The organism is Okeania sp. SIO1H4 (assembly GCF_010672695.1).
GTDB lineage: Bacteria > Cyanobacteriota > Cyanobacteriia > Cyanobacteriales > Microcoleaceae > Okeania > Okeania hirsuta.
The window spans coordinates 244920-265104 of sequence record NZ_JAAHGB010000006.1 but is presented as its reverse complement, the minus strand read 5'-3'; the positions used below and the strand labels follow the sequence as shown (position 1 = coordinate 265104).

General features: G+C 36.0%; 16 protein-coding genes. 7 read left to right on the top strand and 9 right to left on the bottom strand.

The features are described 5' to 3' along the window. Window positions 1–422: 422 nt before the first annotated feature. Both F6K06_RS05470 and F6K06_RS05465 read right to left on the bottom strand, forming a co-directional pair. Window positions 423–2327 (bottom strand): serine/threonine-protein kinase, encoded by a 1905-nt coding sequence (locus F6K06_RS05470; RefSeq protein ID WP_287240526.1) that lies wholly within the window; start codon window positions 2325–2327, stop codon window positions 423–425. A gap of 789 nt (window positions 2328–3116) precedes the next feature. Next, window positions 3117–3575 carry a GatB/YqeY domain-containing protein gene (locus F6K06_RS05465; RefSeq protein WP_287240528.1) on the bottom strand — a complete coding sequence of 153 codons (459 nt, stop codon included), beginning with the start codon at window positions 3573–3575 and terminating at the stop codon, window positions 3117–3119. Window positions 3576–3922: 347 nt separating this feature from the next. Here F6K06_RS05465 and F6K06_RS05460 point away from each other — a divergent pair, with 347 nt between their 5' ends. From F6K06_RS05460 to F6K06_RS05445, 4 genes are all read left to right on the top strand, one after another. Then, entirely contained in the window at window positions 3923–4915 is a 993-nt protein-coding gene (locus tag F6K06_RS05460; RefSeq protein WP_205127185.1) for a ribose-phosphate pyrophosphokinase, read from the top strand. Between the two features lie 548 nt (window positions 4916–5463). After that, window positions 5464–5682: a hypothetical protein gene (locus F6K06_RS05455; protein ID WP_287308811.1), complete on the top strand. Its 219-nt coding sequence runs from the start codon at window positions 5464–5466 to the stop codon at window positions 5680–5682. 140 nt (window positions 5683–5822) lie between these two features. Further along, window positions 5823–6458, top strand: a complete 636-nt coding sequence (locus F6K06_RS05450; RefSeq protein ID WP_287240530.1) for a hypothetical protein — start codon at window positions 5823–5825, stop codon at window positions 6456–6458. A 190-nt stretch (window positions 6459–6648) separates the two neighbouring features. Then, window positions 6649–8430, top strand: coding sequence for a DUF262 domain-containing HNH endonuclease family protein (locus F6K06_RS05445; protein ID WP_287240532.1), 1782 nt, complete (start codon window positions 6649–6651; stop codon window positions 8428–8430). Between the two features lie 391 nt (window positions 8431–8821). Here F6K06_RS05445 and F6K06_RS05440 read toward each other — a convergent pair whose 3' ends face one another. From F6K06_RS05440 to F6K06_RS05425, 4 genes are all read right to left on the bottom strand, one after another. Continuing rightward, window positions 8822–9478 carry a methyltransferase domain-containing protein gene (locus tag F6K06_RS05440; RefSeq protein ID WP_287240535.1) on the bottom strand — a complete coding sequence of 219 codons (657 nt, stop codon included), beginning with the start codon at window positions 9476–9478 and terminating at the stop codon, window positions 8822–8824. A 494-nt stretch (window positions 9479–9972) separates the two neighbouring features. Next, the gene (locus F6K06_RS05435; protein ID WP_124155751.1) at window positions 9973–10623 is read right to left on the bottom strand and encodes a hypothetical protein; all 651 of its coding nucleotides are present in this window, start codon (window positions 10621–10623) and stop codon (window positions 9973–9975) included. 427 nt (window positions 10624–11050) lie between these two features. Then, a complete protein-coding gene (locus tag F6K06_RS05430) occupies window positions 11051–12103 on the bottom strand; it encodes an anthranilate phosphoribosyltransferase family protein (RefSeq protein ID WP_124146761.1) in 1053 nt (350 codons plus the stop codon). A gap of 687 nt (window positions 12104–12790) precedes the next feature. Beyond that, window positions 12791–13768, bottom strand: a complete 978-nt coding sequence (locus F6K06_RS05425; protein WP_124146768.1) for a LysR family transcriptional regulator — start codon at window positions 13766–13768, stop codon at window positions 12791–12793. Window positions 13769–14646: 878 nt separating this feature from the next. On the opposite strand from F6K06_RS05425, the gene F6K06_RS05420 reads away from it, so the two are divergent. Further along, window positions 14647–16380, top strand: coding sequence for an alpha/beta hydrolase (locus F6K06_RS05420; RefSeq protein ID WP_161565107.1), 1734 nt, complete (start codon window positions 14647–14649; stop codon window positions 16378–16380). A 265-nt stretch (window positions 16381–16645) separates the two neighbouring features. Here F6K06_RS05420 and F6K06_RS05415 read toward each other — a convergent pair whose 3' ends face one another. From F6K06_RS05415 to F6K06_RS05405, 3 genes are all read right to left on the bottom strand, one after another. Next, on the bottom strand, window positions 16646–17134 hold the full coding sequence (locus F6K06_RS05415; RefSeq protein WP_124155649.1) for a TerB family tellurite resistance protein: 489 nt from the start codon (window positions 17132–17134) through the stop codon (window positions 16646–16648). 4 nt (window positions 17135–17138) lie between these two features. Continuing rightward, window positions 17139–17354: a hypothetical protein gene (locus F6K06_RS05410; RefSeq protein ID WP_124155648.1), complete on the bottom strand. Its 216-nt coding sequence runs from the start codon at window positions 17352–17354 to the stop codon at window positions 17139–17141. A 272-nt stretch (window positions 17355–17626) separates the two neighbouring features. After that, window positions 17627–17776: a hypothetical protein gene (locus F6K06_RS05405; protein WP_287240540.1), complete on the bottom strand. Its 150-nt coding sequence runs from the start codon at window positions 17774–17776 to the stop codon at window positions 17627–17629. 235 nt (window positions 17777–18011) lie between these two features. Between F6K06_RS05405 and proX the strand changes: the two genes are divergently transcribed. Together proX and F6K06_RS05395 are read left to right on the top strand one after the other, a co-directional pair. Continuing rightward, on the top strand, window positions 18012–19073 hold the full coding sequence (gene proX / locus F6K06_RS05400; RefSeq protein ID WP_124146765.1) for a glycine betaine/L-proline ABC transporter substrate-binding protein ProX: 1062 nt from the start codon (window positions 18012–18014) through the stop codon (window positions 19071–19073). A gap of 60 nt (window positions 19074–19133) precedes the next feature. Then, window positions 19134–20162, top strand: coding sequence for a Glu/Leu/Phe/Val dehydrogenase dimerization domain-containing protein (locus F6K06_RS05395; protein WP_287240542.1), 1029 nt, complete (start codon window positions 19134–19136; stop codon window positions 20160–20162). The last annotated feature ends 23 nt before the right edge of the window (window positions 20163–20185 follow it).

Here is a 20185-nt window from a genome sequence, read left to right as displayed (position 1 = left end):
ATTTCCCTGTCTGAGGTTCATGATCGGCATAAGTCCTAAGTAACTTGTTCCTTGCTATAAATTAAAAAATTAAAGTATAGGAGGATATTTTTTTCAAGAAATCTCTTAGTTAACTGTTTCTAATTCTGACGCACGCAGACGAAATTATACACCATTTGTAGGAGTTAACGGCCGTTAACCCTATATTTGGTGGTTATGTGTAATACCAATTTGAAAAAAGAATGTTACGAATAGTAAGAGCAATAAAAAGACAAATGCAGGAGATATTCCTTTGACTAAAAAGGTAATTTACGCCCTAAAAAATGGTATTAAAGCTATTCCCATACGACTCCTGACTCCTAAGAAATACCCTAGATATTTGTGGCAAACATTTATCAATTTGGTATAAGTCCTGACTACTTTAAAAGTTCTGCAAATAACAACTATTCAACTAAAATTTGAGCATCAGATGAAGTTTCTTCTGCTGGAGTTGGTGAAGCTGTTGCCTCTGTTTCTGGAATCACAATTTGCTTTTTAGGCTTTTTAGAAGGTTTATCAAGCTCTTCAAGTGGAGTTGATATGGGGAATGATTTTTTGCTCTCCTTCTTAGAAGGTTTATTGAGTTGTAGACCAGAAGGTGACTCGGTTGCTTCCGGTTCTTGTATGGGTGCGGGTAACTCAGTTGCTTCTGGTTCAGAGCTAGGAATAACTTTAGGTATAGGGTTAACTAAATTAATGTCTAGCTTGTAGTCAGTACCAGGTAAACCAGGTAAGGGAGCGAGAGTTATTTTGTAGTCGCCATCATTAGGTAGAGTTCCTTTCCAGATAGATACTTTCTCAGAAATTCCATCTACTGGTTCACCGTCTATTGCTACTAAACTCATTAATACTCCTTCTCCTGTAACTAATAAATTCAAATTTTGCCCAAGACTCCCAGAAATTATATAGTCAATACTTTCATTCCCTCTCAAGCGACCTTCAATAGATATCGGTTCTCCTGGGGATATATTCAAACGTTCTTCTGAAGTAATTGATGGAGATGGAATTATCACAGGAGCAGGAGTCTCCGGAATAGGAGTAGCATTCGGTAGTATTGTGATAGGTATTTCTGGTGTTCCAGATGGTACAGGAACAACAGGTAATGGTGATGGCAAAGTAGGTGATAGTGTTGATGTAGTTGTTGGAGATGGGGATGAAGTGGGTATTGGCGATGATGGAGGAGGGGCGAGGGTCGGTACTGGTATAGGATTCATTTTCGTTGGTTGCTGAAGTTGAGCTTCTTGTTGTCTGCGCTTGAGGAAAAAATTAACTGCACTCCAAGATACGACGCCAGATAAAACAACTAATACTGCTACTAATGCAGTTGCAACCCACTGGTGATTATCAAAAAAGCTATGGTTGCTATTGGGGTTAAGGTTTTGATTTGGAGTTGCTCCTATTGTTGGTTGTTGAGAAGATGAAGGATTATTTTGTTCTTGATTTATGGTAGGTAATTGCTGAGATTTGATATGGGGTAATCTTTCCAAAGCTTGATCTACCTCAGTAACAGACTGATAGCGATCGCCCGGTTGATGACTTAACATTCTATTGATGACCTCAGCTAACCCTAGACTAACTGCTACCCACCGTTGCCAATTCCAAGTTAATGTGGTTTGGTCGATTAATTGTTGGGGTTCTTTTCCCGTCAATAGTACAACTACTGTAACTGCCAAAGCATACAGATCGCTATTTGCTGTTGCTCTTCCCAGTTGAATTTGTTCCCAGGGAGCGTAGCCAAATTTTCCTACATTTGTCAAGGGTGCTGCTAAGTGGGAAGATTGAACTTTTGTTGCGAGTTCTTTAACTACTCCGAAGTCTATCAATACTGGCATTCGATCGCTTTCTCGCCTAATGATATTGTCGGGAGATATGTCTCGGTGAATGATACCAAAACTGTGAATATGAGCTAAGACGGGTAAAATTTGTTGTAAAAAAGTTAGCACTTCTGCTTCTGAGAACAAACTATCTGTTATTTGACGCTCTTGCAATATGCTGCGATAGGTTTTGCCTTCGATATAATCTTGTAAAAGGAATAAACGTTGATTTTCTTCAAAAGTGGCTCGAAATTTGGGAATTTGGGGATGTTGAATTTGATAGAGAATAGCTGCTTCGCGAGAAAATAGTTCTTGAGATTTAGTTACTGCATAGGCATTTGTCTGTAGGGGAATAAATTCTTTGAGGGCACAACGCTCGTTAAAACGACCTGTATCTTCTGCTAGGTAGGTACGTCCAAACCCACCTTGACCGAGAATATTAATCAAGCGATAGCGGTTTTGTAAAATAGTTCCTACAGGAATTGGTGGTTGCATAATAATAAATTTAATTTAATAGGGAACAGGCAATAGATAACATCATTTCTCAAAAACTTTTCTACATTTTCTTGAGTGAGAGAGTGGGGGAATAGGGGAATAATAAACATAAGAATAATTAACACGAACTGACTAAGAATTATCAAAAATATTTTTCTGCCTGTATTTATTATTTAATAATTGAAGTGTCGCCTAAGTATAGTATGACTTTTAGTAATTGGTATAATTGAAATGTGTTTTAGTTTAAGATTTTTTGTATGAATAAATAAATTTAGCGATCGATTTCGAGAGCAAACCAGAGTAATTTTTTCAGATATTTATGATTTATTTCTCCCGATCAATTATCTCTATTATCTTTTTCTTTTGGGTTTAATATCCCACACCTCATAAGCGGTGTTTACAATTGGTTAGAGTTATAAAACACGAAGTGGTAGGTTGTTGACTATCCCCACCCACTTTCTCCTTTTCAAACATAGAAAAAATTACTCTTACTTGATCTTATCCAATAGTAGTTGACACTCCTCTTCTCCAAAACACTTGATTTCTGAATTATCTGTAGATGCCTACATCTACAAATTACTCTATTATTAACAGATTAAAAGTTCCTATACTTGTGGGAAATTAGTAATCCATTTAATTAGTATTTTAGCTGTTGATAATAGAGTTTAATTTTAGGAAAAGAATGAAGATACTCCATCAAATCATACTCCCTTCCCATGTCGTTAAGGCCATTAAAAATGGCAAGATTTATGACCTTAACTATAGTATTGAGGTGAGCTTAATTTTTAACTATGAATTAAGCCTAGCCTTAACTGCTTCCTGCACTTTCTTTCCATCAGCCTTACCCTTCAACTGTTGCATGGCGGGACCCATCACCTTACCCATATCTTTAGGAGAATTCGCCCCTACCTGAGCAATAACTTCATCAACGATCTGAGCAATATCTTCATCAGACAATTGTTTTGGTAGATATTCTTCAAGAATGGCCAACTCTGCGGCCTCTCCATCTGCTAGTTCCTGACGACCTGCTTTAGTATATTGCTCTATGGAATCCCGGCGTTGTTTAGCCAATCTTGTCAATATATCCATTTCTTGAGCTTCTGTAAGAGAATCCTTTCCTGCTGCCCTAGCATTGGCTTCCTCTTCTAGAATTACTTTTTTAATGCTACGAACTGTTTCCAGACGAACCTTATCTTTGGCCTTCATCGCCACTTTAATATCTTCTGTAATTCTGTCCTTTAAACTCATAATCTCACTCCGGATACCAATTCACTCTAAAGTCATTTTACAAGCTATATTAATACTCTGTTAAGCTTTTTAGTCAAACATATATTGCTTTTGACTTTGGAACTGTGACTTTTGACTTAAGAAGTTAGTATTTATCAGAAAAATTGAATTTACTTAAGAGATTTTACGTTTTTTAAAGACCTCTGTAATTTTCTTAGTAAATATTCAACATTCATCTGACTTAACCTAGCAAATATTCTTGGTATATTACTAAAAAAAACGATCTTTCTATCAATAAAAATACGGAAGAATATTTTTAGTTTGAGATGATAAGATCGCAATGAATAAAGGTGCTGCGAGGGCTTGCCGTGATCCGTGCTACTTTACCAATTCAGGCTCCTGTGCCTGCTACTGCTAACGATCATAATAGATTGAGGCTTTTCTCTGGATCTGCTAACGTTCCTTTGGCTACGGAAGTAGCTAGATATCTGGGTTTAGACTTAGGCCCAATGGTGCGTAAACGATTTGCAGATGGAGAACTATATGTTCAAATTCAGGAATCAATTCGAGGCTGTGATGTTTATCTAATTCAGCCTAGTTGTCGTCCAGTTAATGACAACTTGATGGAAATGTTAATCATGGTAGATGCTTGTCGTCGTGCTTCTGCCAGACAAGTGACTGCGGTTATTCCTTACTATGGTTATGCTAGAGCAGACCGTAAAACTGCTGGTCGAGAATCAATTACTGCTAAATTAGTGGCCAATTTGATTACTGAGGCAGGTGCTAATCGTATTCTAGCAATGGATTTGCATTCTGCCCAGATTCAGGGTTATTTTGATATTCCGTTCGATCATGTTTACGGTTTACCGGTAATTTTAGATTACTTAGTAAGTAAGAATTTATCTGATATTGTTGTTGTTTCTCCGGATGTGGGTGGGGTGGCAAGAGCTAGAGCTTTTGCGAAAAAGTTAAATGATGCCCCATTAGCAATTATTGATAAGCGTCGTCAAGCTCACAATGTGGCAGAAGTGTTAAATGTGATTGGTGATGTTGAGGGAAAAACTGCTGTGTTGGTAGATGACATGATTGATACGGGTGGTACTATTTCCGAAGGGGGACGACTTTTGCGCGAAAAAGGGGCGCGACAAGTTTATGCTTGTGCTACTCATGCAGTATTTTCACCACCAGCAGTTGAGCGTCTTTCTAGTGGGGTATTTGAAGAGGTGATTGTTACTAATACTATCCCATTCTTGGAGGAACATAATTTTCCTCAGTTGACTGTTCTTTCGGTGGCAAATTTATTGGGTGAAACTATTTGGCGCATTCACGAAGATACTTCAGTTAGTAGTATGTTTCGTTAGAATTTGCTGTTCTGAGATACTAGCTCGCGTTTTCCTAACTATTTTTGGGAGGGAAGAATTTGGAGAATTTAATCTTCACTAAAAATTAATAGAAAGAAAATTTTTGTGAAATCTATCGGGAGCTGGATATTCGGAAAATTAGTTCTTTTTTACTGTCTAGGGTTAGACCCATGAGGGTCTACCTACTTCGGTTAATTAGTATAGCGCTATGCGCAAGGCAACAGGCAACAGGTAACAGGCAATAGGCAACAGGGAAATACAAAAGGGTTTTAGCTTCTATTCATGTCCTAACTTTAATGCGTAGCGCTATATTATCAGGACTTACGCAAAGACACTATATATAGCCTCTACTAATTTAGGCGATCGCTTGAAAAATTATAGCGATCGCCTAAATGACAAAATCATCATAACTTATATCAAGACAGGCTAATATAGTTGATTTTCATGATTATAAATGTTGCTAACTGTAAATAAATTTTGCCAAAATACTCTAATCATGAGGAGATTATATTAGTTAATTTGAGCCTACTATATGGATTTTAATTATATTGATCCCATACCAATATTTACTCAATTATCATACGAATTATACTATCACAAACTTAGCCAATCACCTAGAAAATATTAGCCATGACACGATAAATCGTTATTTGAAAATCGAAAATTTTGATCACCAGGAATTAGGTCGAAATGTTAAAGAAGAAATTGTAGCTAATACAGAATATTCTCTCTATAAATCAGCTCGAAATTACTACTCCCAGGATTAATATCAGCTAATTTTTAGAATAGTTGATAAGTTTTATAAAGTTCTATGAAGATAGTTTTTTATAGCTTGATTTAATCTTGGAAATATGGGATTTAATAATATTAAAGGAAAATCACTTAGTTCATTAGGAGGAAAAATCGAATGATAATGAAAAAGAGCAAAGGTGAAAAATCAATAATTTCTAGAATCATAGGTTTGAATTTAATAGCTTTACAGTTTGTTTTTAGCTTTCCTGCTAGTGCGTCATCTTCATCAATAATTGAAGAATTTCAAGTAAAGGGTTCGCTAGAAGAAGGACATAATCTTCTTTCTGGTAGTAATTTTGAAATTCTTTTCAGTGAAGAACCTAGCTTGACTAAAGATTTTAATCAAGAGACAAATGGAAATATATTAGTTGAAGAATTTAAATTTACTGACTCTTCTAGGGATTTAATAAATGTTGATAGTTTAACGTCATCAACATCAGAACACGTTATTGTAGTAACACCTGATTATGTGATTGGGAGTTGGATTTATACTTTTGATTTTGCAGTAGGAGAAGACAACTTTACTTTAGCATTAAATTTTGAAGATGAAGAAAACATGAATTTTATAGACGGTAGTTTAACCAATCAAACACAAGGTAGTTTAAATGTATTTTCATCTAATCTATCTAATGTATCTAATATTTCAAGTGTTCCTGAACCAGTTTCTAATCTAAGTCTTTTTGCTCTAGCAACTTTAGGTGTAACCGCAGCCCTAAAACGTAAGCTGAAATCATCAAAATTCGCAGGATAAAGAACTATAAAATTGTCATAAAACTATAAAGAAAACACCATAACTTCTTCATTCAATGGAGGAGTTTGCTATTAATTTCTTGTTAATCAGGACTTACGCAAAGACACTGTATATAGCGCCTACTAATTTAGGCGGTTGCTTGAAAAATTATAGCGATCGCCTCGCTAGTTAAAACTATTGAGGTCATTATATGGCAACTATCGAATCTCAAGACATGACTCTAGAAAAGTTATTTGATGAGTTTTATGTCATTCCTGATTATCAGCGTGAATATGTTTGGGAGGAAAAAGAAGTAAATGAATTTATTCAAGATATATATGAAGAATTTTCTGAGCAAAATCAAAATTCTTATTCTGAGTATTTTATTGGCAGTATAATTGTTTGTAGTCGTGGGGATAATTTGTATGAAGTAATTGATGGGCAGCAACGGATGACTACTGCTTATTTAGTTCTCTGTGCAATTCGAGATTATTTATTAACTATTAATTCAAATGAACGTATTGAAGCATTAAAAAATAAGATTACTTCTCTATATACAGATGACTGGGGTAATGACCAGTTTAAACATAGGGTAGAACTACAATATGAAGAAAGTAGGGGAATACTAGAAAGTATTGCTATGCAAACAGATTTAGACCAAAGGTCTCCTACTCGTTCTGTTAAACATATTCAGAATGCTTATGCTGAGATTAGAAAATTTCTTTCTCTTAAATTTGAATTAGATGAAGTTGCTATTTCTCATATCAAAAAATTTTATGCCTATTTTCTCAAAAATGTTAAATTAATTCGCGTAAAAACAGCTAGTGTTGCTCATGCTTTGAAAATATATTCAACTTTAAATCATCGTGGTTTACCCCTAGATGATATGGATTTACTCAAAAATTTGATTTTTGCTAAAGCTAAACAAACAGACTATGAGAAAATCAAAGTAAAATGGAAAAAAATGATAGATTTACTCTATCATTCTCAGGAAAGACCGATGCGTTTTTTGCGCTATTTTATTTTGGCAAGATATGCAGAAGATGGAAATTATATTGCAGAAAAAGAAGTCTATGATTGGTTTCTCAAAAATGAACATAGATGTGGATATAATACTGAACCTATTCTATTTGTGAATGATTTATTAGCCTCAGCAGAAGCTTATGTAGCATTTTTGTCTGGTAATAATATTGATGGAACGGTAAATCGTTATTTGGAAAATATTCGTTGTCTCAGTGTTAATGTTAGGCAACATTTAATATTACTTTTAGCTGCTTATCAATTGCCTCAATATTGTTTTATTGAATTATGTCGGCAGGTAGAAAATTTATTATTTGTGGCAATGTTGACTAGCGATCGCAATCAAAAGGCATTCGATGGCATGATTCTTAAGTGGGCTAGTGAATTACGTCAAATCACATCAAGATCAGAATTTAATCAATTTATTGCTATTCAATTTTTTTCTAGCAAGCAGGTAGTGGCAGATAAATTTGAGAAAGCATTTCATAAACTTAATAAGTCATCATTTCAACCTTATCAAATTAAATATATTTTAGCCAAACTAACACAATACATAGATGAAACTGCTTGGGGTAGTGGGGGAGGAATTGATGATTTAAGCAATTATCTTTTGAAATTAGATGTAGAACAAATTTTACCAGAATATCCTACTCAAAAAGTAATTTTATCTTTCGATAAACCTCGTGAAATAGAAAGTTATAGTAAACTTTTAGGTAATTTGACTTTGTTAGAAAGTTCGATTAAATCTGCTATTACTAATATGAGTTTTACGGGAAAAAAATTAGGCTATACTAAGTCAAGATTTCTATTGACTAGAACTATTGCTGAAAAAATTTCTGTTGGGAATAATACAACTATTGACTTAGCGGTAAAAGATTTAAAGACCTTTATTAAATGGGATTCCCACGCAATTGAAACTCGACAAGAAATATTAACTCAATTAGCTAAAAAAGTGTGGGATATTCCTGAGTAGTCGAGTATTGCTAAATAAGGTTTGATGAAAAGATTGGTTTAATTAGGGCTTGCTGATTAAATCTAAAAGCATTGACTGATATTGGTTGTAGCATTTTTAGGTCTAAAAAAGTGTTAGCTTTTCGGTGGAAAAAGCTCAAAAAGCTAGTATTTTGGGACGATTATGGCAGAAAAATCATTCTTACAAAACTTAGCTCCTACCTCCTCTATAATTCCCCTAAATCCTGACTCCTGACTCCTGACTCCTGACTCCTACCCTCACCCATAAGACTTTTTCAGCAAACCCTAATTATCTATTACTCTACTCAGCTATTTCATAACTCGTTTAACGTCCTATTTTGATATTTCCCATATCGGTCAAATCTTGAGCTAGATCGACTTCTGTTTAATGATTATTGAACTTGTGCCAAAATCCAAGTAACTATATACCAAGAGCGCTCATTTTTCATTGCTAATTGATATATTGGATTATCTGGATCTTCGGGAATTTTATGACCTCTAAAACCCATTTGAATATAAGACCATACTTCTTGATTACCCCAACCATTAACTTCAACTATTTTAAGATTGTGGGATTCACTCATTAACGCCAAAGCTTTAGGAGTAAATCTCCAGTAATCATCGAAATTTTTTCCACCATGTATTGGGTTGATAAAGCAAGTTGTATGACATATATATCCTCCTTGTTTAACAACTCGAATACTTTCTTCAAAAGCCTTGTAAGGATTTTCAGCAACATGCTCTAAAACTTGGTCTGAAACGCAAAAATCAAAAAAATTATCTTCATAATTTAGATTGGTTAGATTACATTCTGGATAACTCGTATTATAAACTTCCGCTAGTTTTAACCCTAAAACTTTTGCCAAGTTAGCACTGCCAGATACGGCCAAAATTTTTTTAGTCTTGTCATCTTCATTAGTCAATAAGTTTTCTAATTTTTTATACATATATAGTCGTGTAACATGATATCTTTTTTTTCCTTTCTTTGAGTTCAAACAAAAAGTAATTAAGTCTTTTGTTAAACTGTTATTTAGCGTGGTGTTAAACATTTTTTTTCCAAATATTAGCCGAATTACCGTTAGTAATTTAAGTATGTTTGTAGCCAGAATAAATTATAACATTGAATAAATAATAATTATGATCGAGTTTCATTATTCAGGACTTACGGAACGGAACTAATTTTAGTGGGAATATCTGAATAAATGACCAAATCATAAACCATATATCCCACATTCCGTACTTCAATTTGTAATATCAAATCCGTTTAATTCGGTATAAAAAAATGTTCCATCTTCAACCATTACCAAATATTTCTCGATCTCCCCATCTCCCCAGATACTAAATGGGTTCTATAAACCGGAAGGTGCGCGCAGGGGTAACATTCCCCTTCTAAAGGTTTACTGCTGAGTGCTGATCACTTTTTCAAGTTGGCCTGCCCCAACTCAGCCTGGCTTTTCTCTCACCCATATCTATAGAACAGCCATAAAACCTCTTTTTTCAGAATCATTGACCTTTGAAAAACCTAAAGCTACATCAAGTCTAATTAAATTCCATATTTAACACTGAATTTTGAGAGGGAATCATTAGTATTAATAATACTAAAAGAATCTAAAAAAGCTTTAGCCTCTGGAAAATCTAAATTTCCATCTTCAGCAACTATTTGTAAACTATATAATGTTGGTCTGCTAGGGTCGATAAATATTCTTAAAAGTAATCTCAAATTAGGCTTTACTTTTGACTGTAAAATTATTTCTCTACCTGGAAATCCTTGATAGCTAATCTTCTTTTCACTAATTATTATCGAGTTAGAATTGATTGCTGCTCCATCTCGCGCTCCATTTAATCCTTTTTCAAGATTATATTGACTAGGATCGACTGGATATTTGATGCTAGAGACAGAAAAAAATCGTTGTTTTTCTGGGTATTGGTAGAAAACTAATAAGGCATTAAGTTTTCCCAAAGAAGTATCAACAGATAAATTTTCTTCTTCTGGTTGACCAGGAAAAAAAACTGTATAAGAATCATCTTTAGCTGTATATTTATACCAGCTATTAGCAAGATAAATAGTATTAGTATTTGTAAATTCTGATGAATGTTTTAATGGTGGATATATAACTGCTATTGCATCGAAATTGGATGTAAAAGATAAAATTGTAACTACACTATAAATTATCACAATTAAGGATGATTTCATAATATTAAGCTTAACTTTGAGTTCTCCAGGGGTTAAAACACCCCGGATTCATTAGCTGTTGTGCTATACAGGTTAAAACCACGCTACGCACTGCTGACGATATAATAAGGTTAAAGAATCCAACCTATATCGTTTTTTTCTGTTTTATATAATGTTCCCCCGGAGGGAGAGCTACGAATTACGGACGGATCGGTTATAATAAAATTTAAGGACTGACAGTACCGACAGTACCAAAGAAATACTGAAATTATCAATACTATTCTCCTTTATAAAAATAATATGAGTCGCGCAACCTTACCTTTTAAGGAGAAATATTTTTGGAGGGGAGGGTTTAAATCCCCGTTAGAAAAATAACTTTTGACTTTGTTAATTCCTATGCATTCCTCCTTTCTTCCCTCCTGACTCCTGACTCCTGACTCCTAACTCCTCACACCTGAACTTTAGCTTGAATTTCTCTCAACTTCTCCCCTACTTCACCACTACTTAATAAACTTTCCGCCTTAGACAAACCTTCGCAAATATCAGAGCAAACTCCACAACGCCATAAATAAAAACCTCCATTCCAAATAGCTGCTGACATTAACTGACTCACCTTACCCTGCAAAACTTCTTGCATTTGCTCTACTAACTCCGCAGTAGAGCTTAATGAAACCTCCTTTCCTCCACAACCATAGTCACTCGGATGCAACAACAGACGTTCAAATGTGGCAGAGTTGTCAGATGGCATCGATACCCCAATAATAGCTGTCCGGTCGCGAGGTAAGTCACAACTTCCTTCTAACCCCTTGACTGTTGTATAATTTTTCACACCCTGTAATTCCAATGCTCCTCGAAACATACCTTCTGTAGGAGGATGAACATATCCCGCAGCCAAATGAACTTCTCCTGAAAAGGGAACCCAAATTAACTCCATTGTTGCTAGAGGCGGTCGTTTACCAATATCTCGACGATATTCTACTAAAGCATCTGCTTGGGGAAAATGTTTTGGTAGATAAACAAAGCCTAAACCAGTCTGTTCAAATACTTGTTGCACCTGTGCCAGCGATAGTTTTTCCCATTCAACCCCTAACCCTTGCCAAATATCAATAAAAGGTACTCCTTCTTTTGTCGGCATTCGCGCTCCACCGTGCATCACAACAAATATTCCTGCTGTTGCCAAAATTAAAGCTGTGAGTGGGGTAACTGGTGCAGTACGCGATCGCCCATCATAAGGACAACCTAATACTGTCACTACACCCATCGATGGTTGACTTTGCAGTTTTGGCCCTAATTCGTTATAGCTATCTAACATTCCTGCCAACTCATCTCCAGTAGGCCGTTTAATACGGTGAGCAATTAAAAAAGCACCGACCTGGACTGGTTTTGCTTCTTTCAACAACATCATCCGCATTGCTGCTGCTGCCTCTTGGCGGGTTAAATTTTTCCCTGTATGGGGGCCACTACCAATGGTTCTGAGTAATTCTCGAAAGCGATCGCTCATTTAATTTTTCTCTCTGGTTAATTAGGTATTTATTTTTTGATTTTGTTTAGTTAGTTTACAGCAGTTTTGGAGTTGATCGGGTACAAAATTTTAGGACTTTAGGGAGTAGCAAGTAGGGAGTAGGGAGTAGGAAAAAAAGATTAACCTTAAAACTGTACCTCACGCTTCCTAAAAAGTGCTGTAATATAGCGCTACGCGCAAGTCAAAAGTCAAAAGTCAAAAGTAATCCCTGACTAACTTTGAGCTGCTTGGTGCGCGTTCCCTCACAGGAGTCAGCATTCCGCAAGCGAGCCGTCGTCGTCGCGGGGTCGCATCCGCATTTATAAATGTCCGCGCCCTATTTGCGTAGTGCCATACTCCACTGTCACCCGTAATGTCAATAGACATTGACGTGAAAATTCAAAATAAAATCAATTCTTATCCATAAATTATCAATTATTTCTCCTTGTTATATCATGTTCCCCTCCGGGGGAGCTACGCTAACGGACGGGTCAGTTATAATGAACCTTCTGCCTTCTAACCTTGCTCTTTTCCTTCAGCATAGCTGCCCTCTGCCTTCTGCCTTTGGTCTACAGATATTATAAGTATTCAACCGAACATGATATTACCTATCCCTTGTTCCCTCTTTTGGAGGAGATGTCTAATGCTAAAGTTAAGATTTAAACCCCAGCTCTAACATTCTCCTGACTACTGACTCCTGACTACTGACTTCTTCAACACTGTGGTTTGATTAATTTGCTGTGGAATTAATTCTTTTACTAGCTCCCAGAAATATTCTATCGGAGGAATTTGTATCCGATCGCTAGTTGTCACCACCACCACCTCACGACTCCAAACAGAATCTCTTATTGATGATACCTTAGAAGTACTCGGAGTTACTCCTATTGTTTTTATGGCAAGAGTGGGGTCGAGTTTAACATCTATTAAAGCTGAATGAGGTAGCAGAGCAATTAAATTTCCTTGTCGTACTACTCCTCGGAAAGCATCGAGGGTATTTAGTTCTAATGCTGCATTGAGTTTTGCCCCTAGTCGCTCAAATTGCTCTTTAACTAATCTTTGCATTCCGTAGCCATCTTTGAAAACTACTTGAGGATAGCGAATAAGTTCAGTCCAGGGAATTTGTTCGTATTTTGTGAGGGGATGGTTAGCTGCCATTAATACTTCTATCGGTTCAGTGTAGAGAACATCTACTACCATTTCTGGACTGGTAGTAAATAAGCGGTTATTCATTACTATTGCTATATCTACTAGACCGTCTTTGAGAACTTTCAAAGTGCGATCGCTTCCTAGAGCAGTTACCCGCAATTTTACTTCTGGATAGTGGCGACAAAATCTTTGCAAAACTGGAGGGAGGTAAGCAGCACAAACAGAGTGAATAGCTGCAACACAAAGTTCTGGTTGTTTTCCGGCAAGCATTTCTGTTATTTCTTGGGTAGCACTTTCCCAAGCTTGACAAATTTTCTTAGCGTAAGGCCATAAGCATTCTCCTGCTAGAGTGAGTTTGGCTTGACTGCTACGGTGAAATAGGGGAGTACCCACTTGATTTTCTAGAGCTTGCACTTGTCGGCTAACTGTTGATTGAGTGACGTTACATATTCGCGCTGCTTGTTGAAAGCTACCTGTTTCTGCAACACAAAGAAATGCTTGCAACTGCTCTAACCGCATAGAGTTTTGATTCAACTATTATTTACCAGCCTTTGATTATAGCAGATTTATTTTTTTCATTTAGTAGACTAGGATACACCTTCTCAAAATGAATTATACCAAATCTCAAAAAGTTTGCTATATATCTTTAGAGACTGTTTGTAAAGTTTTGTAGTATACAATGATTGACCTTTAAACTGTAACAACTTGGTTATTTATCCCAGATTTATAGGCTGAAATACCCAATTTGCCAGGGGTAAAAACACTTCATAATTCTTTACAAACGACCTCTTACTAATGGGGAGGTAGGGAGATGGGGACATGGGGAGATGGTAATCAAATATAGCATTAAGTACCTAAGCAAAATTATTTACCTATCCCAATTCTCTGCGCTCTTTAGAAGTTCAAGAATTCAATTTGTATAAATGTGTAATTAATTTTGCACAACCACTTACTATTTAGAAATGGTATTAGGTAACAGTGGTAAGAATGTTAGATTTTATCATATTTGATTATATTTTTGGTTTGAAAAATCCTGCAAAAAAAATCTTTGTTTGTAGTTGCACTTTAGCACTGTAAGAATCAGACCTCTAACTACAGGCTTTTCTTTTTTCTGTAGAATAATAATAGTTTTTATTCCTATTATATTATACTAGTTAAAAAAATAATGCTTGTGGATATATCTGCCTATTTCTCTCTTTTAATTACTGCATTATAGATCAAAATGAGATTTTATGGCACAATATAATACTTGGATTTAATAGGAGTTATTTATGGTATTTTATTGGTTAAAATCACAGTATATTTCTAGGAATAGCCTCATTTTTTTAGGCGTTAAGATAGCTCAATTACAGCAGATAAAAATCTGTAATTTAAAACATAAATCAGCTTTGTTAAAAATGTTTAAAAAGAACTCGATATTGATTGCTGGATTAACTATATTATCACCTATTTTTACCACTATTTCTGCCTCTGCTGCCGAAAATCTTATAATTTCTATTCCTGCTCTCGACATTACAGATCCAATCGTAGTTTCTTTGCCACCTTTTCAACTAAAAATACCAATTGAATCTATCGAAAGGTTTGCTAAAGAAGGAGAATTTAGCAAAGAATTTACCTTTTATTCTGAGCTGCTCACAACAGAAGAAACAAAAGAAATACAGACAGTTCTGAAAAAACAAAAACAAGAACTAAGAGAACTTTTTCAAAACCGTTTTGATGTTAATCCTACTATTGTCAACACATTTATGGAAGAACCAGCAGGACAAGAAGTTCTGAAAAGATTAGGTAAAATCCTGAAAACTGGAGAAAATAAAAATGGGAGTGCAGCTCTCCAAACAGCTTTTCAGTTAGCTCTTGCAGAACCAGATGGTTTGACTATTATTAATGTGTTGAAAAATTTTCCTGGAGATTTGTTAATAGAACTTGAAGAAGGTATCAATTTAACTGAAGAATTAATCGAAAGATTTGTAGAAGAACGCTTGATTGTAATAGAGCTACAAAATCAAGCTCAAGAACGATCGCTTAGTGAGAATAAAATTGATTTTAATAATTTTCCAGATTTAAGACAACCAGGAAATATAAGATGGGAAAAACAATCTATTACCTTTAGAAATCCTAATCGCGACCGCTCTTCTCCAGCAAATATTTATCTGCCAAAAAGTTCTGGAAATAAATTAATTCCTGTAATAGTTATTTCCCATGGTTTAGGTTCAGACCTAAATAGCTTTGCCTATCTTGCCGAACATTTAGCATCTCATGGTTTTGCAGTAATAGTACCAGAACATATTGGTTCAAATGCAGAAAAACTTGAAAATATCTTTGCAGGTTTTAGCAGACCTGTAGATGGAATGGAATTTATTAATCGCCCACTAGATATTAAATATTTACTGGATGAATTAGAGGCAAAAATAAACTCCGATCCAATCTGGCGAGGTCAGCTAAATTTTAAACAAGTGGGAATAGTAGGTCAATCTTTTGGCGGTTATACTGCTTTAAGTCTTGCAGGTGCTCCCCTAGACCTAGAAGATCTACGAAAAGATTGCCAATCTGAAGATACTAAATTTATCTTTAATTTATCTCTATTATTACAGTGTCAAACGAGTAATTTACCAGCAGAAATAACCGAAAATTTACGAGATGAACGTATCACAGCAGCTATTGCAATAAATCCAATTAGTAGTGGTGTATTTGGACCTGAAAAAATTAGTAAAATTGCAATACCCTTGATGATTGTTGCTAGTACTAGAGATATTTTTGCTCCACCAATTCCAGAGCAAATTTATCCATTCATTAGCTTAACTACTACAGATAAATATTTAGTTATTAGTGAACCAGCAACTCACTTTTCGTTTATTGCTGTAGAAGAAGAAGAGGAAGTTTCTATAGAACTACCAATCAAATTAATTGGTCCCGATCCTACTTTAGCTTATCCTTTTATCCAGGTACTAGGTTTAGCCTTTTTTCAAGCTTATCTGATAAATCAATCTCAATCATTACCATATCTAAGTGGGTCTTATCTACAATATATTAATCAACAACCATTTACTTTCGGTGTATTACAGTCTCTCACAGAAGACGATCTACAACAGGCGATCGACAATTTTTCCAAACGATTTAGTAATACTAATTAGGGTTTGCATATAGAAAGTCTTTTTGTTAGGGTAGGGAGTAGGCAGTAGGCAATAGTTAAGAGTTAAGAGTTAGGATTTAGGGAAGTTGTAGAAGAGGTAGTCATTCATCATTGCCCCTAGCCCCCCAGGGAACAAAACTGTAAGCAGTCAGCCGTCAGCTAAAAGCGCATAAACTGATGACTGAAAGCTGAAAGCTAAATGCTTACACAAAACTTTCTTTTGCCCCCCTGTTTCACCGGGGGAGATGTTAACCTAGTACGCTAAACTATTCAACGTCAGTTTCAAAGATCGCAAATCGTAGCCGAGCTGCCGACTCTTCTATTTCTACCAAAGACTCAATACTAACAAGTACTTTTTGTTCAATTCCTAACAGTTGCGCGGCTCGAGCAACAGCGGCTTTTTCCTTCTCGTGATACACTCCATCGGCACGGCTCATTTTGATCGCTTGGTACAACATACAACAGCGAAAATTTAGAGAAAAATCATAATGCATACCGCCCAATAGCTCTTCGATGTCCGCATTTTTTCCATCGAAATTTAGGACATTTTCTTCGATCAGGTCAGATGGTGTTCCCAGCAGCTGCTGTTCTTCCAGAAACCAATCTAATTCTTTCTGTGCTAACTCACCATCAGCACTAGCGATCGCCACTATTACTTTCAGATAGTTTCTCGCTACATCAGTATTGATAGGTCTAGTGACGTTATACATCCTCTTGCCATATGGCGTCTGTTTATAACTTGTTGCAGTAGTCATTGTGTCACCCTTTATCATTTACTCTTGCCAGGCAAGCTCTCAGCTTTTCAGCTAAAACCGGAACATTTGGCTCTCGCATCATCGTAACATGGTTACCAGGAACAAAATCAAGCTCTACTGCTCCATCAGCAAACTGGGCGTTGCTGAAATGTAATGGTAAGTAGCTGAAGGTAAAATTGAAAAACTTATGTTTTGCGTTGATACTTAATCTAAAAATCATTACCACTCAGCAACGCCACAAAATTTCTTTCCCGTGTTTCAACATTGTTCAAATAACGGTTAATTTCATCGTGGCCAACTTTTTCCAGATTGTCCGCAAGATTTTTGAGAGTGTAATTTTTCTGACTACTTATTAAATACTGACAATAATATTTTATATAATTAGGGCTTGCTGATTAAATCTAAAAGTATTTACAGATAAAGGTTTTAGCCTTTTTTTGGTCGAAAAAAGTACCTGGTTTTCAGCTCTTCACGCTCAAAAAGGAGCGTATTTTAGGCGCATAGTTGGGCAGAAAAATCATTCTTAGAATTCTTACTCCTACTTCCTCGCTCATTCCCATTTCTCCCCTCCTGGGAGGGGGAGGGGCGAGGGGTGGGTTGTCTCCTGTCTCCTACCCTCACCCATAAGACTTTATTCAGCAAACCCTAATTAAACTCCATTTGGCGAATGGAAAAATCTCAAATCAATTAGCTTCATTTTATGATATGGTGTTAAATTGAATTGCCTAAAATCATACTGTGTATAGCTTTGAGATTTTTTAAATTTTATGGTTTATACCTTGATGTCAGGTCTCTCATAAACACCATTAGGATACCCACTAGCTCTATGGAATAAAATTAAGCCATTGCTTGACTAAAACTAGCTTAAAAAACGAAAATGAAACGAAAAAGAAAAAAACACTGCTTAAAAATAGTTCTAGCTTTTCTGTCAATCAGTTTAATTGCCTGTCAACCGACTATCCAATCTAATCCTGAATCAACAGACCAAACGATGCCGGGTAAAGGGGTAAAAGTAAGCTCTGGCTCTAGTATCACAACCTATGCAGCATTTTTAACAGAAATTATTAATATTGGTCTAGAAAAGCTTGGTTATCAAACTGAACCCGTCAAACAGCTCAGTGTTCCCGTAGTGCATATTTCTGTTAGTAACGGAGAATTAGATTTCTACACCGATCATTGGGAAAAACTCCAAAATAAATTTTTTATAGAAAACGGAGGCGAAGATAAATTCAAGCGGGTGGGAATTATTGTTGACAATGCTTTACAAGGGTATCAAATTGACAAAAAAACTGCTGATAAATATAAAATTATCAGCTTAGAGCAACTTAAAGATCCCAAAATTGCCCAACTTTTTGACTCAGATGGTGATGGCAAAGCTAACTTAGCAGGTTGTAATCCTGGATGGGGTTGTGAATTAGTGATTGAGCATCACTTGGATGTCTATGGACTGAGAGATACCGTTGAACACGATCAAGGTAATTATGATATTTTGTTGGCAGATGTAGTAGCTCGCAACCGACTGGAAAAACCTATTCTCTATTATCTTTACACTCCCCATTGGATACCTGCAGTGTTAGAACCTGGTAAGGATGCAATCTGGCTAGAAGTACCTTTTACTTCTCTACCAGAAGAACAGGGAGAAGTGTCGGAACAAGAAACTATGCTAGATGGAAAAAATCTAGGTATTGCGGTTGATAGAGTGCGGATAGTAGCAAACAATAAATTTTTGCAAGTTAATCCAGCCGCCAAACGTCTGTTTGAGCTGGTTTCAATTCCTATTGAAGATGTTAACGCTCAACAAAAACTCGTACAAGATGGTGAAAGTAACTCAGAAGATATCCGTCGCCATGCAGAAGAATGGGTCAAGAAAAATCAAGATAAGTTTGATAGCTGGCTAGAAGAAGCAAGAAAGACAGGAACAAATTTGTCAGAGAATTGATGTTTTTTTTTAACCTTTGTAATATAATCCACCATAATAAATAGAACAAATTTAGTTTAGATGAAAATTATTCAGAAAGATAGAGATGGTTTGCAATGCTTTATTGGGTTAGACAGACCAACCCTGAGTCATCCCAGTAACGGTGGATTGAGGGTCAAAACTTATAAATCTCAGACACTTGCTTGGGAGGACTGTAGAAATTTGTCCCTCGTTATGACCAATAAACATCGTCTGTACAATACAGGTTTTAGCGGTGGTAAAATTGTTGTAGCGATGGCCGATTGTCAAGCCTGCAAGAAAGAGCTATTGAGTTTTATCGGTTCTATGCTGAATGAGCTTAACGGTTTGATGTACACTGGTTGTGACTTGAATACTTCCTTGGAGGACATGGAATATCTCAGAAACCACTGTCCTTATATTCTGGCATCTCTAGATTCTCAAGTTGACCCGAGTATTGCCACAGCTTATGGTGTAGTGGGTAGTATTCAAGGTATTTTTGGAAAAAATCTTGAGGGCTTAGTTTTTCTGGTTCATGGTTTGGGAAAGGTGGGTAAAGCTACTGCTCTAGGTCTCCAAAAACTGGGAGCAAGTATCATGACTTATGATATAGTACCCCAGCGAGCCGATCTTCCAAATTGCAAGAATATCTCACAGGATCATAACTGGTGGGATATTCCCTGTAATGCATTAGTTCCTTGTTCCATCAGTGGTCTAATTACACCAGAGATTGCTGATTCCTTGCAGTGTCAATATATTGTTGGTTCTGCTAATGTTCCCCTAAGTGAACCTTCGGTACTTGATATTTTACAGGCAAAATCCATCACTTTTATTCCGGAATCAATTAGTAGTGCTGGTGCTGTTATTTGCGACTCAATCGAGTTTTATGCCCCATCAATTTTCAAGCAAGTAGACCCCTGCTATATTTATGCATTTGTTCAAGAAATAGTTGAAAAAAAAGTCAAGATTTTTGTGACAGAGCTAACCAATAGCGAAGAATCCTACGAACAAGTCATATCAAGCCTAATTTTAGCAGCAGATAAACAACCCAGAGTGGGATGTCAAATGCCAGATTTTTTAGAGAAAAATTAAACCCAAAAGCAGGAAAAAAATCA

Excerpts from the sequence above, each read along its gene's own strand:
- F6K06_RS05430 (WP_124146761.1), bottom strand. The coding sequence starts at position 12,103 with ATGAGCGATCGCTTTCGAGAATTACTCAGAACCATTGGTAGTGGCCCC.
- proX (WP_124146765.1), top strand. The coding sequence starts at position 18,012 with ATGAAACGAAAAAGAAAAAAACACTGCTTAAAAATAGTTCTAGCTTTT.
- F6K06_RS05470 (WP_287240526.1), bottom strand. The coding sequence starts at position 2,327 with ATGCAACCACCAATTCCTGTAGGAACTATTTTACAAAACCGCTATCGC.
- F6K06_RS05435 (WP_124155751.1), bottom strand. The coding sequence starts at position 10,623 with ATGAAATCATCCTTAATTGTGATAATTTATAGTGTAGTTACAATTTTA.
- F6K06_RS05465 (WP_287240528.1), bottom strand. The coding sequence starts at position 3,575 with ATGAGTTTAAAGGACAGAATTACAGAAGATATTAAAGTGGCGATGAAG.
- F6K06_RS05445 (WP_287240532.1), top strand. The coding sequence starts at position 6,649 with ATGGCAACTATCGAATCTCAAGACATGACTCTAGAAAAGTTATTTGAT.
- F6K06_RS05395 (WP_287240542.1), top strand. The coding sequence starts at position 19,134 with ATGAAAATTATTCAGAAAGATAGAGATGGTTTGCAATGCTTTATTGGG.
- F6K06_RS05450 (WP_287240530.1), top strand. The coding sequence starts at position 5,823 with ATGATAATGAAAAAGAGCAAAGGTGAAAAATCAATAATTTCTAGAATC.
- F6K06_RS05410 (WP_124155648.1), bottom strand. The coding sequence starts at position 17,354 with ATGATTTTTAGATTAAGTATCAACGCAAAACATAAGTTTTTCAATTTT.
- F6K06_RS05415 (WP_124155649.1), bottom strand. The coding sequence starts at position 17,134 with ATGACTACTGCAACAAGTTATAAACAGACGCCATATGGCAAGAGGATG.
- F6K06_RS05425 (WP_124146768.1), bottom strand. The coding sequence starts at position 13,768 with ATGCGGTTAGAGCAGTTGCAAGCATTTCTTTGTGTTGCAGAAACAGGT.
- F6K06_RS05420 (WP_161565107.1), top strand. The coding sequence starts at position 14,647 with ATGTTTAAAAAGAACTCGATATTGATTGCTGGATTAACTATATTATCA.
- F6K06_RS05440 (WP_287240535.1), bottom strand. The coding sequence starts at position 9,478 with ATGTTTAACACCACGCTAAATAACAGTTTAACAAAAGACTTAATTACT.